The organism is Stenotrophomonas sp. JC08, from assembly GCF_052180205.1.
Taxonomy (GTDB): Bacteria; Pseudomonadota; Gammaproteobacteria; order Xanthomonadales; family Xanthomonadaceae; genus Stenotrophomonas.
Genome location: NZ_CP197473.1, coordinates 2,960,919 through 2,976,543 on the forward strand (window position 1 = coordinate 2,960,919; position 15,625 = coordinate 2,976,543).

The 15,625-nt window shown below is 66.6% G+C and carries 14 protein-coding genes; 7 read left to right on the forward strand and 7 right to left on the reverse strand.

Annotation, left to right across the window (positions count from 1 at the left end; all coding sequences use genetic code 11):
• Positions 1-32: 32 nt before the first annotated feature.
• On the reverse strand, positions 33-830 hold the full coding sequence (locus ACSBPQ_RS13650) for an ABC transporter permease (protein ID WP_442682643.1): 798 nt from the start codon (positions 828-830) through the stop codon (positions 33-35).
• A complete protein-coding gene (locus ACSBPQ_RS13655) occupies positions 830-1,735 on the reverse strand; it encodes an ABC transporter ATP-binding protein (protein ID WP_442684596.1) in 906 nt (301 codons plus the stop codon). Before ACSBPQ_RS13655 ends, ACSBPQ_RS13650 begins: the two co-directional genes overlap by 1 nt.
• A 204-nt stretch (positions 1,736-1,939) precedes the next feature.
• Here ACSBPQ_RS13655 and ACSBPQ_RS13660 point away from each other — a divergent pair, with 204 nt between their 5' ends.
• The 7 genes from ACSBPQ_RS13660 to ACSBPQ_RS13690 all read left to right on the forward strand — a co-directional run bounded on the left by ACSBPQ_RS13660 (position 1,940) and on the right by ACSBPQ_RS13690 (position 10,571).
• On the forward strand, positions 1,940-3,196 hold the full coding sequence (locus ACSBPQ_RS13660; protein ID WP_442682644.1) for an efflux RND transporter periplasmic adaptor subunit: 1,257 nt from the start codon (positions 1,940-1,942) through the stop codon (positions 3,194-3,196).
• A 71-nt stretch (positions 3,197-3,267) separates the two neighbouring features.
• Positions 3,268-3,864, forward strand: coding sequence for a hypothetical protein (locus ACSBPQ_RS13665; RefSeq protein ID WP_442682645.1), 597 nt, complete (start codon positions 3,268-3,270; stop codon positions 3,862-3,864).
• A 93-nt stretch (positions 3,865-3,957) separates the two neighbouring features.
• Positions 3,958-4,182 carry a hypothetical protein gene (locus tag ACSBPQ_RS13670; protein WP_442682646.1) on the forward strand — a complete coding sequence of 75 codons (225 nt, stop codon included), beginning with the start codon at positions 3,958-3,960 and terminating at the stop codon, positions 4,180-4,182.
• Entirely contained in the window at positions 4,179-4,880 is a 702-nt protein-coding gene (locus ACSBPQ_RS13675; protein WP_442682647.1) for an ABC transporter ATP-binding protein, read from the forward strand. The genes ACSBPQ_RS13670 and ACSBPQ_RS13675 overlap by 4 nt, the downstream gene beginning before the upstream one ends.
• A 67-nt stretch (positions 4,881-4,947) precedes the next feature.
• A complete protein-coding gene (locus ACSBPQ_RS13680) occupies positions 4,948-6,108 on the forward strand; it encodes an ABC transporter permease (RefSeq protein ID WP_442682648.1) in 1,161 nt (386 codons plus the stop codon).
• Positions 6,109-6,118: 10 nt separating this feature from the next.
• Complete coding sequence (locus ACSBPQ_RS13685) at positions 6,119-7,426, forward strand: ABC transporter permease (RefSeq protein WP_442682649.1); 1,308 nt, start codon at positions 6,119-6,121, stop codon at positions 7,424-7,426.
• 289 nt (positions 7,427-7,715) lie between these two features.
• Complete coding sequence (locus ACSBPQ_RS13690; protein WP_442682650.1) at positions 7,716-10,571, forward strand: TonB-dependent receptor; 2,856 nt, start codon at positions 7,716-7,718, stop codon at positions 10,569-10,571.
• Positions 10,572-10,634: 63 nt separating this feature from the next.
• On the opposite strand, the gene rarD is transcribed toward ACSBPQ_RS13690, so the two are convergent.
• From rarD to ACSBPQ_RS13715, 5 genes are all read right to left on the reverse strand, one after another.
• Positions 10,635-11,540, reverse strand: a complete 906-nt coding sequence (gene rarD, locus ACSBPQ_RS13695) for an EamA family transporter RarD (protein WP_442682651.1) — start codon at positions 11,538-11,540, stop codon at positions 10,635-10,637.
• Positions 11,537-12,436, reverse strand: coding sequence for a drug/metabolite exporter YedA (yedA, locus tag ACSBPQ_RS13700; RefSeq protein ID WP_442682652.1), 900 nt, complete (start codon positions 12,434-12,436; stop codon positions 11,537-11,539). The genes rarD and yedA overlap by 4 nt, the downstream gene beginning before the upstream one ends.
• Before the next feature lie 100 nt (positions 12,437-12,536).
• Positions 12,537-14,189 (reverse strand): M28 family metallopeptidase, encoded by a 1,653-nt coding sequence (locus ACSBPQ_RS13705; protein WP_442684597.1) that lies wholly within the window; start codon positions 14,187-14,189, stop codon positions 12,537-12,539.
• Positions 14,190-14,314: 125 nt separating this feature from the next.
• Positions 14,315-15,247, reverse strand: coding sequence for an MBL fold metallo-hydrolase (locus ACSBPQ_RS13710; RefSeq protein WP_442682653.1), 933 nt, complete (start codon positions 15,245-15,247; stop codon positions 14,315-14,317).
• An 82-nt stretch (positions 15,248-15,329) separates the two neighbouring features.
• The gene (locus ACSBPQ_RS13715; RefSeq protein ID WP_442682654.1) at positions 15,330-15,623 is read right to left on the reverse strand and encodes a hypothetical protein; all 294 of its coding nucleotides are present in this window, start codon (positions 15,621-15,623) and stop codon (positions 15,330-15,332) included.
• Between the last annotated feature and the right edge of the window lie 2 nt (positions 15,624-15,625).

A 15,625-nucleotide genomic window follows, 5' to 3' on the forward strand; every position in this document is an offset into this window, starting at 1 on the left:
CAAGGTCCTGTTGTCGTGGGGCAATGATGCCATCAGCCATGCCGGCGCAGACGCCAGCCGGCCAGCGTGGTGACCGCCACGGTGAACACCGCCAGCCACACCACGTGCGGCCATGCACTGCCCGTATCGAAGCCGACCGCCGACTGGGCGAGCATGTTCAGGTGATGGCTGGGCCATACCGGGGCCAACGTGCGCAGCACCGGTGGCAGCATCGACAGCGGGAACCACAGCCCCGACAGCAGGGCCATCGGCAGGTACAGCAGGTTGACCAGCGCCGGGGCGGCATCGCCCTTGACCAGCGTGCCGATCAGCAGGCCCAGCGCGCAGAACGGCAACGCGCCCAGCACACCGCTCACGCCCAGGCGCAGCATCTGTACGGGCGACAACTGCACACCGGCGGCCAGCACCGCCAGCGCCTGCAACAGCCCCACGATCACCAGCGCCATCAGCATCGCCATGGCCATCTTGCCGAGCAGGTAGGCCGCCGGCGGCATCGGCAGTGCGCGTTTGAGCGTGAGCAGACCGTTGCCGCGCTCCATCGCCAGCGACACGCCGAAACCGAACAGGCCCGGCGCCATCACCCCGAACGTGGAGTACGTACCGAGCAGGAAGCGTGGCCCGTCAGCGGAGTTGCCCAGGCCCAGCACCACGGCGAACATCAGGTAGAACACGGCCGGAAACAGCAGCGACGGCAGCACGAAGCCGGGGTTGCGCAGGTAACGCAGGCATTCGGCGCGTGCCTCCTGCAGATACGCACCCAGCACGCGCCGGGCGGACATTGCGGTGTCGGCAGCTGCGCTGGCCGGAATCGGGGAAGACAGGGTATCCATCAGGCAGCCTCTGCGCGGGTGTCGGTGAGATCGCGGAAAGCCTCTTCCAGACCGGCCGGTTTGACCTCCAGTGCGGACAGGTCCGGGTCGGCGGCGAGCAGACGGCGCACCACCGCCTCGACCTGGTCGCAGGCCAACTGCAGATGGTCGCCGTCACGCCGTGCCTGGCGCACGCCCGGCCAGCGGCCGACCTGCACCGCATCCAATCGCGACCGGCAGCGCACCGCGCGGATCAGCACGCGGGCACGCAGTGCGTCCACGCTGCCATCGCTGACCACCCGGCCGCGCAGCATCACGCAGATGCGATCGGCCAGCTGCTCGGCCTCTTCCAGATAGTGCGTGGTCAGCACCACCGCCGTCCCCTCACCCACCAGCGCGCGCACCGTGACCCACAGCCGCTGGCGCGCGGGCAGGTCGAGACCGACGCTGGGTTCATCCAGAAACAGCAGCCGCGGGCGACCGCACAGGGCGATGGCGAATTGCACCCGCCGCTGCTGGCCGCCGGAGAGCTTGCCGTAGCGGCGGCCCAGCAGGTCCTCGATACCGGCCAGCGCGGCGCTCTCGGCCAGCGGACGCGGTGCCGGGTAGTAGCTGGCCGCAAGCCGCAGCAATTCCTGCACGGTGAGCGTTTCCGGCAGCTGCGCATCCTGCAGCATCACCCCGATGCCATGGCGTGCCGCCAGCTGTTGCGGGTCCTGGCCGAACAGCCGTACCTGGCCGGCATCGGCACGCAGCAGGCCCAGCAACAGGCCGATCGCGGTGGTCTTGCCGGCCCCGTTGGGACCCAGCAGTGCCAGCACCTGGCCAGCCTGCAGTTCCAGATCCATGCCATCGAGCGCCCGCACGTTGCCGTAGCGTTTGTATACGCCATGCAGGCTGGCCAATACCTCCTTGCCCTGCGCCATCACACTCATCTCCGGGTGGAATGGCGTCATCCTCGGCGTGGTGCCGGCGTAATGGCAGTCATGGCGGTCAGGCAAAGCAGGTGACAGCCGTCACCTGTGTCGCCGCTGCCGGCCGCCTATGCTCTGCCCCAGTCCTGACCTGGTCATCGCACCGGTTTGGGTTACCTTCCGTCACATTCCACTGACCGCGCCGTCCTTTCCCACATGAATGCATCCGCTGAACTGCTGAAGGAACTCCGCATCGACCGTTCGGCTACGCCGCCACCGCGCGGGCCGGCGTCCTCGCGGCGCTGGTTGTGGGTGGTCATCGGCCTGCTGCTGGTGCTGCTGGCGGCCCTTGCCATCGGCATGTTCACCAGCGGCAAACCGGCCGCGACGGTCGAGACCGCGACGGTCGTGCCCATGGCGCAGGCCGGCGCCGGCAGCACCGCGGTGCTGGATGCCAGTGGCTACGTGGTCGCCCGGCGCATGGCCACGGTGTCGGCCAAGATCACCGGCAAGGTGCGCGAGGTGATGATCGAGGAAGGCATGCGCGTGGAGGAAGGCCAGGTGATGGCCACGCTCGATCCGATCGACGCCAACGCCCAGCGCCGCCTCAACGCCGCGCAGCTGGAGGCGGCACGCAGCCAGATCGGCGGTCTGCAGGCGCAGCTGCGCCAGGCCGACGCCGAAGCCTCGCGCCTGCAATCACTGGTCGGCCAGCAGCTGGTCTCGCGCTCGCAGTACGACCAGGCCGTGGCCGCACGCGACAGCCTGCGCGCGCAGCTGCAGACCGCCCGCTACAACGCCAAGGTGGCGCAGGATGCGCTGGCCATCGCCGATCTGGGCGTGGACAACAACATCGTGCGTGCACCGTTCTCCGGCGTGGTCACCGCCAAGGCGGCGCAGCCGGGCGAGATCGTCTCGCCGTTGTCGGCCGGCGGCGGCTTCACCCGTACCGGCATCGGCACCATCGTCGACATGGATTCGCTGGAAGTGGAAGTGGAAGTCGGCGAGGCCTTCATCGGCCGCGTGCAACCGAAAATGCCGGTGGAGACGGTGCTCAACGCCTATCCGGACTGGAAGATTCCCGGCGAGGTGATCGCCATCGTGCCCACCGCCGATCGCGGCAAGGCGACGGTGAAGGTGCGGGTCGGGCTGGGTGTCAAAGATGACCGCATCGTGCCGGAGATGGGCGTGCGGGTGAGCTTCCTGGAGAAGGCCGCTCCGGCCGGCACCGACGTCCCGAAGGGCGTGCGCATTCCGGCAGCCGCCATCGTGCAGCGCGACGGCAAACCGGTGGCGTTCGTGCTGCAGTCCGATGACACCGTGCAGCTGCAGGTGCTGCAGCCCGGCCAGACGTTCAACAAGGACAGGCAGGTGCTGTCGGGCCTGAGTGCCGGGCAGACGGTGGTGGTGAATCCCCCGGATAGCTTGAAGGATGGCGACAAGGTGGCACTGACCGGCGCCGCGGACAAGTAAGCCGCTTGGTGCCGGCTGTGTGATGCCTGCTGGCGTTGGGCGAATCGTGCAGCAGGCAGTCGCTCCGAATTTTGATTCTGCTGTTGTTGCTGTTGCTGTTGCTGTTGCTGTTGCTGTTGCTGTTGCTGTTGCTGTTGCTGTTGCTGTTGCTGTTGCTGTTGCTGTTGCTGTTGCTGTTGCTGTTGCTGTTGCTGTTGCTGTTGCTGTTGCCCGTGATTTTGCTTTTGACTCCTCCTGCCGTAGAGCGGGCCGAGCACCGGAGTGTGCCGAGGGGAAAGAGGCGCACGTGTCTGAGCGAAGCGAGTTGTGCGCCGTCCCCTCGGCACGCGAGGAGCGCAGGGGACCGGCGGGCGCAGCCCGACGGATCGCGTCCGGCCGTGTTTCTCTTGGTTACCTTCTCTTTGCACGAGCAAAGAGAAGTAACTCGCTCCCGAAGGGAAGCGAAAGCCCTGCTGCTGCTTCTGCCGCTGCTTGGCTTTCAGCTTTGGAAAACGCTTTTCAGCTTTGGAAAAAAGCAACAGCCAAGGCATGAAGCAAAGCTTTCACTCCTGCTGCGCAGGAGCGAGCGCACCTTTCTTTACTCGTGCAAAGAAAGGTGGCCCAAAGAAGCGTTTTTCCAACAGCCGAATGGCTGGTCAAGCACGGCCGGACGCGAGCCGATGCGATGAAACCGCATCGGTCCCCTGTGCTCCTCGCGGATCGGGGCGGCGCGGAACTCGCTTCGCTCAGACACCCGCGCCTTCATCCCCCGATCCGCTGCGGTGCTCGGCCCGCTCTACGGCGAGACAGTTCAACGGCATCAAGCAGAAGCAAAAGCAAAAGCAAAAAGTAAGAACACGAACAACGGCAACGGCAACGGCAACGGCAACGGCAACGGCAACGGCAACGGCAACGGCAGGTTCCGCCCTTTTCCCATGCCAGGCACAGGCAAGAGAAGAAACAAAACGCAGTCCAACTCCGTATCCACCGCAGAGGACCATCCATGAGCACCCTCGTTTCCTTGCGCAACATCACCAAGACCTACCAGCGTGGCCCGGAGAAAGTGCAGGTGCTGCATGGCATCGACCTGGACATCGAGCGTGGCGATTTCGTCGCGCTGATGGGCCCGTCCGGTTCCGGCAAGACCACCCTGCTCAACCTGATCGGCGGGCTGGATGTGCCCAGTGGCGGTGAGATCAACATCGAAGACCAGCGCATCGACCAGCTCAGCGCCGGCCAGCTGTCCACCTGGCGCAGCCACCACGTCGGCTTCGTGTTCCAGTTCTACAACCTGATGCCGATGCTGACCGCGCAGAAGAATGTGGAGCTGCCGCTGCTGCTGACCAGCCTCACCGCCGCCGATCGCAAACGCCGCGCGCAGATCGCACTGACCCTGGTCGGCCTGGCCGACCGTCGCGACCATCGCCCCAACGAGCTGTCCGGCGGCCAGCAGCAGCGCGTGGCGATTGCCCGAGCCATCGTCTCCGATCCCACCTTCCTGATCTGCGACGAGCCCACCGGTGACCTCGACCGCCAGAGCGCCGAAGAAGTGCTGGGCCTGCTGCAACTGCTCAACCGCGAACACGGCAAGACCATCATCATGGTCACCCACGATCCCAAGGCGGCCGAATACGCCACCCACACCGTGCATCTGGACAAGGGCGAGCTGGTCGACGCCCCGCTGCACGAAGGAGCGCGGCAATGAAGAAACAACACGACCGGTGTTTTTCACGGCGAAGCCGCCCGCACGGTGGTGCGCAGGGCGGTGCGCCATGAAATATTTCTCATTGATATGGGCACAGCTGTTCCGCAGCCGCACGCGGACCCTGTTCACCCTGCTGTCCATCGTCACCGCGTTCCTGCTGTTCGGCATGCTCGATTCGGTGCGCGTGGCCTTCGCCAGCGGCGGCAGCAGCGTGGCCGGGGCCAACCGGCTGATCGTCGGCTCGCGGCTGTCCATCACCCAGACCATTCCGATCCGGCTGGAATCGCAGATCCGCCAGGTGGAGGGTGTCAGCGATGTCACCTACGCGATGTGGTTCGGTGGCATCTACCAGGACCCGAAGAACTTCTTTCCCAACTTCTCGGTGGCGCCGAACTATTTCGACCTGATGACCGAGTTCGAGATTCCCCAAGAGCAGGTCGAGGCGTTCCGCAATACCCGCACCGGCGCCATCGTCGGTGAATCGCTGGCCACCCAGTTCGGCTGGAAGATCGGCGACACCATCCCGCTGCAGGCCACGATCTTTCCACGCGGCGGCAGCAACGACTGGCCGTTGCAACTGGTTGGCATATTCAAGTCAAAAAACACCGCCACCGCCGACAACGAGGAACGCCAGCTGATGATGAACTGGAAGTACTTCGACGAATCCAACGACTACATCAAGAACCAGGTCAGCTGGTACACGGTGCGACTGGACAATCCCGACCACGCCTCGCGCGTGGCGCAGGCGATCGATGCGCTCTCGGCCAACTCCGACCACGAGACCAGGACCCAGACCGAATCGGCGTTCCAGCAGGCCTTCATCAAGCAGTTCGCCGACATCGGCCTGATCGTCACCTCGATCATGGGCGCGGTGTTCTTCACCCTGCTGCTGCTCACCGGCAACACCATGGCGCAGGCGGTGCGCGAGCGCGTGCCGGAGCTGGCCACACTGAAGACGCTGGGCTTCACCGACGGCACCATGCTGATGCTGGTGATGGTCGAATCGGTGCTGCTGGTCGGGCTGGGCGGAGCCATCGGCCTGGGCCTGGCGGCAGCGGCATTGCCGGTGATGGCACCGAAGACCATGGGCCTGCTGCCACCGAGCGTGCCGCTGCAGACCTGGGGGATGGGACTGGGGTTGATCGTGGCGATCGGGCTGGTGGTCGGCGTGTTGCCGGCACTGCGCGCCAAGCGCCTGAAGATCGTCGACGCACTGGCCGGGCGCTGAGGAGAACGACATGAAGAAGTTTCTTGCAAACGCGCTGGTGATCGTGCTGCTGGCCGTTGTGCTGGGCGCATGGATCGCATTGCCGTGGATCGGCGTGGCCGTCGTGGTGGTGATCATCGCGCTGTGGCTGCTGCTCACCCGCAGCGGCCGGCTGGCGCTGGCGGCCACCCGCATCGGTCTGGCCAGCTTGCCGCAACGCTGGGGCGCCTCCTCGGTGATCGTGATCGGCATCGCCGGCGTGGTCGGCGTGCTGGTGGCGATGCTGGCGATGGGCCAGGGCTTCCAGGCCACGCTGGAAAGCACCGGCGATGACCACACCGCCATCGTGCTGCGCGGCGGCTCGCAGGCCGAGACCAATTCGGTCATCACCCGCGACCAGGTGCCACTGCTGGAAACCCTGCCCGGGGTGGCGCGTGGCGACAATGGCCGGCCGCTGCTGTCGGCCGAAGTCTCGCAGGTGGTCAACCTCACCTCGCGCAGCGATGGCACCGACGTGAACGCGCAGTTCCGTGGCGTCGGCGAGCAGGCCTGGGCGGTGCATGACAAGGTGCGGGTTGTCGAAGGCCGCAGGTTCGGCACCGGCGTGCGCGAGATCGTCGCCGGCCGCGGCGCGCAGAAGCAGTTCCAGAACCTGGATGTGGGCAGCACCCTCATGCTCGGCAACCAGGCCTGGACGGTGGTGGGCATCTTCGAATCCGGCGATGCGCACGAGTCCGAGCTGTGGACCGATGCACAGACCCTGGCCAGCACCTACAACCGCAGCGCGTGGCAGTCGATCAGTGTGCGCACCGAGGGCAAGGCAGGCTTCGCGGCCTTCAAGGCCGCCGTCGAGGCCGATCCACGCCTGAAACTGGATGTGGAAACCACCGCCGAGTACTACCGCAAGCAGGGCGGCAGCTTGAACGGCCTGCTCAAGGTGCTGGGCACGGTGATCGGCGCGATCATGGCGGTGGGCGCGGTGTTCGGTGCACTCAACACCATGTACGCGGCGGTGGCCACACGCGCGCGCGAAATCGCCACGCTGCGCGCGATTGGTTTCCGCGGGATGCCCGTGGTCACGGCGGTGATGCTGGAGACCATGCTGCTGGCCTTGCTCGGTGGACTGCTCGGCGGGCTGGTCACCTGGCTGGCGTTCAACAACTTCACCGTGTCCACGCTGGGCCAGAACTTCAGCCAGGTGGTGTTCGAGTTCAAGGTGTCACCGCCGCTGTTGTGGAGCGGGTTGAAGTGGGCGCTGGGCATCGGCCTGGTCGGTGGCCTCTTCCCCGCCCTGCGTGCGGCGCGGCTGCCGATCACCACCGCACTGCGCGAGACCTGATGCAGGCGGTGGTGATGACAGCGTCACCACCGCTTCCTTACCCGTTGCAGTTCAACGCGCTGTCGGCACCGCCACAAGGCATGCCTGCAGCCACATCCGCCCATGCCTGTCTGCGCCTCAACGCGCAGATGGGACGAAGCATGGCAGCACTTTGCTGCGATCTGAACACCGCCAGTCCTAGCCGGATGGAAATTTCTTGAAAGGTTAGAATCCGCGTCCCCCACGTGTTGACGCAGTACCTACAGCGCCTTCCGAAGCCGCTTTTTTGTTTGATTGTCCAGGAGTTCCTATGTACCTCAGCACTACCCCGCTGCGCAATGCGATCCTCCTCGCATTGGTCGCCAGCTGCAGCACCCCCGCTTTCGCACAGTCCACCGATGACGGCACCACCACGCTGGACCGCATCGAGATCACCGGTTCGCGCATCCGCCAGGCCAGCGTTGAGACCGCCCAGCCGGTCATCGCGCTGACCCGCGCCGAGATCGAGAAGAAGGGCTACGTCAACGTCGCCGACATCCTGCAGGATGTCACCGCTGCCGGCGCGCCGTCGCTGAGCCGCGCCTCGGCGCTGTCCTCCGGCCGCGATTACGGCGGCATGTTCGTCAGCCTGCGCAACCTCGGCCCCGAGCGCACCCTGGTGCTGATCGACGGCCGCCGCATGGGCGTCAGCGCCGGCGGCTATTCCGATGTCGGCTCGATTCCTTCGGCCATTGTCGAGCGCGTGGAAGTGCTGACCGACGGTGCCTCGGCGCTGTATGGCTCCGACGCCATCGCCGGCGTGGTCAACGTCATCACCCGCAAGAACTTCGATGGCGGCGACGCCAGCGCCTATGTCGGCCAGTACGGTGAAGGCGACGGCCAGAAACGGGCCTACAGTGCCACCTTCGGCAAGACCTTCGAGCGCGGCTGGTTCAGCATCGGCGCCGAAAGCACCCAGGAAGATCCGGTGCTGGGCGGCGCGCGCGAATTCACCGCCTATCCGAACGGTCCGTACCATCCCAACGATGGCCTCAGCGGCACCACCGAATGGGGCTCGGTCACTGTCGATGGCAAGGTGCTCAGTGTAGGCCCCGGCGGCGACCCGTCGAAACTTGAAAACTTCAAGCCGCGTGATCCGGCCACCTACTCCAACACCAAGAGCAGCATGACGTTGCTGTCGGCACTGGAGCGCAAGTCGGCCTTCGCCAATGGCGGCTTCGACATCACCGACAACCTGCGCATCGTTGCCGACGTGCTGTACAGCGAGCGCGAGTCGCTCAAGCAGCTGGCCGGCTATCCGTACTCGGTGTCCCAGGCGCAGGCCAACAGCGGTGCGCGCGCGGCTCTGTCCAAGGACAGCGCGTTCAACCTGTGGGGCAAGGACGTGCTGTTCTCGCACCGCACCGAGGAATTCCCGCGCGCGACCAACAACAGCCTGACCACCAAGCGCGCCAGCCTTGGTCTGGAAGGCAGCTTCGAGACCGGCTCGCGCTACTGGGACTGGAACGTCGGCTACATGTTCAACCGCAACGAGGGCGAACGCCGCACGCTGCAGAGCATGTACCAGCCGCACGTCAACAATGCGGTCGGCGCCTCCTTCATCGACGCCAATGGCGTGGCCCGCTGCGGCACCGTCGACAACGTGATCGAAGGCTGCGTGCCGTGGAATCCACTGGCGCCGATGGGCAGCAACAGCCCCGGCTCGCTCAGCGGCGACCCTGCGGTGCGCGACTACCTGTTCAAGAGCTTCGTCGACGATATCCGCAGCACCACCAAGGTGTTCAGCGCCAACATCTCCGGCTCGCTGTTCTCGCTGCCGGCCGGTGACGTGCTGGCGGCAATGGGCGTGGAGCACCGCAGCGAAGAAGCCAGCTACACCCCGGACCTGATGGTGCAGAACGGCCAGATCGCCGGCACCAGCGGCCAGCCGACCGCCGGCGACTACAAGCTGGACGAGGTCTACCTGGAACTGCAGGTGCCGCTGCTGGCCGACCTGCCGCTGGTACGCGAGCTGTCGCTGGATGTGGCCGGCCGCTATTCGGACTACGACAACTTCGGCGGCACCACCAACGGCAAGTTCGGCCTGAAGTGGAAGCCGGTCGACGAGCTGCTGGTGCGCGCCACCTACGGCACCGGTTTCCGTGCGCCGACCGTGGACGATCTGTACGGCGGCACCGTCACCACCCGTGACCGCATCACCGATCCATGCGACCGCTCCTTCGGCGCGGCATCACGCAACGCGGAGGTGGCCGCACGCTGCACCGCCGCCGGCATGGGTGACGGCTTCCGCCAGAAGACCGCCGACGGCGAAGTGGCCAGCACCTCCGGCGCACAGGCGGTGACCGACTTCACCTCCGGCTCCAACCCGGAGCTGAAGCCGGAAACCGCCAAGACCTGGACCGTGGGCCTGGTCTACAGCCCGGACTTCGTCAGCGGCCTGGACCTGAGCCTGGACTGGTGGAAGATCCGCATCGACGACGTGATCGTCGGCGAGTCGGCCACCGACATCCTCAACCAGTGCTACGTGCAGGGCATCGATTCGGCCTGCGAACGCTTCAAGCGTTACACCTCCGGCGCCAACAAGGGCCAGGTCAGCAGCATGAACCGGTCGTTGAACAACGCCGGCTACCAGGAAACCGCCGGCTACGACGTGGGCATCCGCTACCGTCTGCCGGAACTGGCGCTGGGCCAGCTCGCGCTGCGCTGGAACACCACCTACGTGGACTACCTGTCGCGCAAGAGCGACAACGTCGACACCACCCCGGTGGAGCAGTACACCGGCTGGGGCGGCAATTTCCGCGTGCGTTCCAACCTGACGCTGGACTGGCAGAAGGGCAACCTCGGCGCCAGCTGGACCACCCGCTACTACTCGGGCATGAAGGAGAAGTGCTCCTACGACCTGGACGGTGGCCCGGAGTGCAACCTGGCCGGTTTCCAGTCGCCCTACACCGATCTGCAGCCGAGCCGGCAGGTGGGCTCCAGCACCTTCCACGACCTGCAGGTGCGTTACGCGGCACCGTGGAACGGCACCGTCTCGCTGGGCGTCAACAACGTCTTCAAGCACGAAGGTCCGGTCATGTACAGCCAGCCGAACAGCAGCTTCACCTACTACGGCGGCTTCGACATCGGCCGTTTCATCTACATGAAGTACCAGCAGCGCTTCTGATCCATCACGCTGTGCGTTGAGCAGGCGGCGTCCTTCGGGGCGCCGTCTTTTTTGCCCGGGATCTCAGTTGACCGCTGCATTCCTGGCGCGGGCGGTCGCACGCCAGCCGGCCAGCGCGAACACCACCAGCCCGGCCCAGATGAAGGCGAAGCCGACCAGCCTGGCCATGCCGAACGGCTCACGGAACACCAGCACGCCGCACAGGAACTGCAGGGTCGGGCCGATGTACTGCAGCAGCCCGACCACGCTCAGCGGGATGCGCCGCACGCCGTAGGTGAAGGCGATCAACGGCACCGCGCTGACCGCGCCGGAGGCAACCAGCAGCGCCAGCGTGCCCCAGCCCCAGCCGCCGGTGAAACCACCGCCATGCCCGGCTTCGGCCCACAGCACCCAGGCCAGTGCCGGCACGAACAGGAACAGGCTTTCCATGCCGATGCCGGCCACCGGCTCGACCGGGGTCAGCTTGCGCAGCAGGCCATACAGCGCGAACGAGATCGACAGGCCGATGGCGATCCACGGCACCCGTCCCCCCTGCCAGGTCAGCCAGGCCACGCCCACTGCCGCCAGCCCCACCGCCAGCCACTGCAGCTTGCCCAGCCGCTCCCCCAGCACCAGCACACCCAGCAGCACGCTCAGCAGCGGATTGATGAAGTAGCCCAGGCTGGTTTCCACCACATGCCCGGCGTTCACCGCCCAGATGTACAGGCTCCAGTTGAAACCGATCACCGCGCTGGCCAGGCCGAGCAGCCAGAAGGTGCGCGGCACCGCGCGGATCCGCCGCACCCAGTCCAGCCGCTCGCGTACGAACAGCAGCACGAACAGCAGTACCGCGCTCCACACGATGCGGTGGGCGATGATCTGGTCCGACGGCACCTGCTTGAGCAGATGCCAGTACAGCGGGAACAGGCCCCAGATGACGAAGGCCAGCGTGGTGGCCCACAGGCCGTTGCGATAGTCGTTGCCGCTCATGTGCGGCGCACCCGGGCCAGGGTGATGACCACGACGCCGGCCAGGATCACCGCCATCGCGCCGATATCGGCGGCACTGAAACGTTCATGCGCGATCCACGCGCCCAGCGCCACCGCGATCACCGGGTTGACGTAGGCATAGCTGCTGGCCAGCACCGGACGCACGTTCTGCAGCAGCCACACATAGGCGGTGAAACCGATGATCGAGCCGAACACGGTCAGATAGCCCACCGACAGCACGCCCTGCAGATTCGGCAGCGTGTCCATGCGCTCGCCACGCAACAGCCCGCCAGCGACCAGGATCACGCCACCGCACAGCATCTGCGCGGCGGCGGTCATGAACGGCGAAGGCAGATCACGGCCGCGCGACCAGATCGAGCCGGCGGCCCAGCCCAGGGGCGCGATCAGCAGGAACACCAGTCCGGCCGGTGTCGCCGTCAGGCTGCTGCCGGCGTTGAGCCACAGCACGCCGGCAAAGCCGATGCCGATGCCCAGCCACTCCCCGCGCGTCGGCCGTTCGCCACGGAAGGCCGAGAACAGCGCCATCCACAGCGGCACCGAGGCCACCGCGACGGCCGCCAGCCCGGAGGAAACATCGCGCTCGGCCATCACCACCATGCCGTTGCCGAGGAACAGCAGGCAGAAGCCCATCACCCCCAGCGTCGGCCATTGCGCGCGGGTCGGGGCGGCCACTCCGCGCCAGCGCAACAGCGCATAGAGCAGCCCACCGGCGATGACGAAACGCGTGCCGGAGATCACCGACAGCGGCGGCAGGCCGCTTTCCAGCGCCAGATGGATGCCGAGATAGGTCGAGCCCCAGACCACATAGACCAGCAACAGGGCGACGACGACAAGACCGCCACGCGGGACGGTCTGTGCGGAAACGGGAACGGACATGGCAGGTGCCGACAGAGGGTCGGGCTATTTTAGGGTACGCACGGCATGGCCACTGCCACCGCCATCGCAACACCCGGTTGCAGCAGCCGCGCTGTCCCGGTCAGCGCCGGGCCGCGTCACTGGCCTTGCGAGTGGCCTCGAACTCGGCGCCCTGCTCCCAGCCCGGCCAGTGACGGCTGTTGGCCAGTTCCAGGCCGAGGTCGTAGACCAGCAACGTGTCGGCGGCCAATCCACGCGCATCCCATTGCGGGCTCCATGCATCACAGGCCTGGTGGTAGCAGTTGGCGAAATAGGCGTCGCGCAGCGCACGCCCGGCGGCGATACCACCGTCCAGCTTGTCCAGTCCGGCGCCAAAGGTGATCGCCGGCACGCCCTTGCGGGCGAAGGCGAAGTGGTCGGCCCGGTAGAAGAAGCCCGCTTCCAGATCCGCATCCGGCGACCAGCGGCGGCCACGCGCGCGCGCGACACGGTCCACATCACCTTCCAGCGACACCCGGCCCTTGCCCCAGGTGGCGATGTCGGCCGTTTCACCCTCCGGGCTGAACATCTCGATATTCAATACCGCTGCCGTGGTTTCTAGCGGTGCCAGCGGATGCGCGGCGTAGTAGCTGGCACCGAGCAGGCCTTTTTCCTCGGCTGTCAACGCGATGAAGTACAGCGTGCGCTGCGGCTGCGGACCGGCGGCGAACACCCGCCCCAGCTCCAGCACCGCCGCCACGCCGGTGGCGTTGTCGATCGCACCGTGGCGCACCGTGGCACCGTTGGCGTCGGGCTGGCCGATGCCGAATGCATCCCAGTGCGCGGAGAAGATCACCGACTCCTGCGGATGGGTGGCGCCCTCCAGCCTGGCCACCACATTGCGGCTCACCACCGCCTCGCGCTTGAGCTTGAACTGCGCCGACAGCCGCGCATCCTCCAGCGCCACCGGAACGAAATCGGCCCGCATCGCCTTGCGTTTCTCGGCCTCGAAATCCAGCCCGGCGGCGGCGAACAGCTGCTCGGCCAGCGTCCGCTGCATCCAGCCACGCAGCGGCGTGTGCTGGGCCAGCGCGTCGGCCGGGCTGCGCTCGATGTCGAACAGTGGCGAGGTGCCCGATGCCTTCACCGTCGCCCACGGATACGCCGCCGGCGCGGTCTCGTGCACGATGAGCACCCCTTCCGCGCCACGGCGCGCGGCTTCCTCGAACTTGTAGGTCCAGCGCCCGTAATAGGTCACCGCGCGGCCATCGAACGCGCCCGGTGCATCGGCCTCGAAGTCGGCATCGTTGACCAGCACCACCGCGATCTTGCCGCGCAGGTCCACGCCCTTGTAGTCGTCCCAGTGCCGTTCCGGCGCGGTGATGCCATAGCCGACAAACACCAGCGGCGCATCGCGCACGTCCACCGCCGCCTGCGGGCGCAGGCTCTGCAGGGTCATGTCCTGGCCATTGACCAGCGCGCGCCGGGTTGCACCCAGCTGCAGGCTGGCACTCACCGCGCCCTCCACCTGCACCCGCACCAGCGGCACGTTCTGCACCCAGCCGCCATTCTCGCCACCGGGTTGCAGACCGGCACTGCGGAACTGTTCGACCAGGTAATCGACCGTACGCTGCTCGCCGGTGCTGGCCGGTGCGCGGCCTTCGAACTCGTCCGAGGCGAGGATGCGCACATGCCGCGACAGCGCCTCCGCATCGATGCCGCCGCCGGGCAGATCGTTGGCCGCCTGCGCGATGCCACCGACAAACAGGCAGGATGAAAGCAACAGGATGCGCATCGGGTTCACGGCGGTTACCAGCAAGCGGACAGACCTGCGGATTTTAAGGCGAAAGCGTGTGCGGAAGTGCGAAAAACGCGGTCATCACGGCTGTCCCGGACAGTGCCGCAAACACCGCGACCGCTTCAGCGCCTGTCGCGGTCCAGCCAGCACGCCAGCCCCTGCGCGTTGAGTTCGATATCCATCGCCAGCACGCGCAGCACCTGCGCTTCGTCCAGTGCATTGCCCTGCAGGCGCAGACGCGCCACATACAGCGCGCCCAGTGCAGCGACCAGCACGTCATGGCGGTCCGGCAGGCCATCGCAGCGGCGGGCGATCGCCACCATCGCATCGATCTGCGCATGCAGTTCGGCGGCCAGCCGCGCGGGATTTTCGACGCGGCCGTAATGGGTCAGGTACATCGCCACCGGTGCGCGCGCCATCAGCCGCTCGATCGAGGCATGCAGTGCCTCCGGCTCGAACTGCACCGGCGATGAAGTCGGAATGATGAACGGACCGGCATCGCTGTCCAGCTCGCGGTAGGACAGGCCGAAGGTGTCGCCGGTGAACCAGCTGCGGCTGGCCGCATCCCAGATGCAATGGTGATGCCGCGCATGGCCGGGCGTGTCCACGCACAGCAGCTCCCGCCCGGCCAACGACACGCGATGACCATCCTCGGCCACCACCACGCGCGCGGCCGCCACCGGCAGGATCTGCCCATAGCTGCGCGCGATCTCGGCTTCGCCATAGACGGCGGTGGCACCGGCGACCAGCCGTGCCGGATCGATCATGTGCGCCGCTCCGCGCGGGTGCACCACCAGCCTGGCATTGGGCAATTCCCGCATCAATGCGCCAGCGCCGCCGGCATGGTCCAGATGCACATGGGTGAGGATCAGCCAGTCGATATCGGCAGGCTGCAGGCCGGCCTGCGCCACCGCCGCCAATAGTCGGGGCACGGAATGGGAAGTGCCGCAGTCGACGAACGCCCCGCGTCCGTTGTGCACGATCAGATAGGCCGCATCGAAGTGGTCGCGCTGGAACGCGGTGTCGATGGTGTGGATACCAAGGTCGACGAACATCGTGCCGCTCCGGGAGGGTGGGCCTTCGATGCTGCCAGCGGCAGCCGGCCGCTTCCACTGCACCTTGGTCGCAACCGCGGTGTCAGCGCGAGAGCACCCGCGGGCGCAGCAGCAATGCCAGCACCATCACCGCCAGGAAGCCGCCATAGGCGTAGAGCACCGCCATGATCTGCTTCCACAGGCCATGCGCCATTTCGGCCGCGCCCACCCGGTAGCCCCACAGCATGAAACCGGTGCTGACCAGCAGCGCCAACACCAGCATGGACGCATCGAACAGCGTGCGGGCGCGATGCCGCGGCTGCCGCGGGAACCACCAGTACAGCGCACCCATCACGCAGAACCACGGCAGGAACAGCAACAACGACAACCAGGCCATCG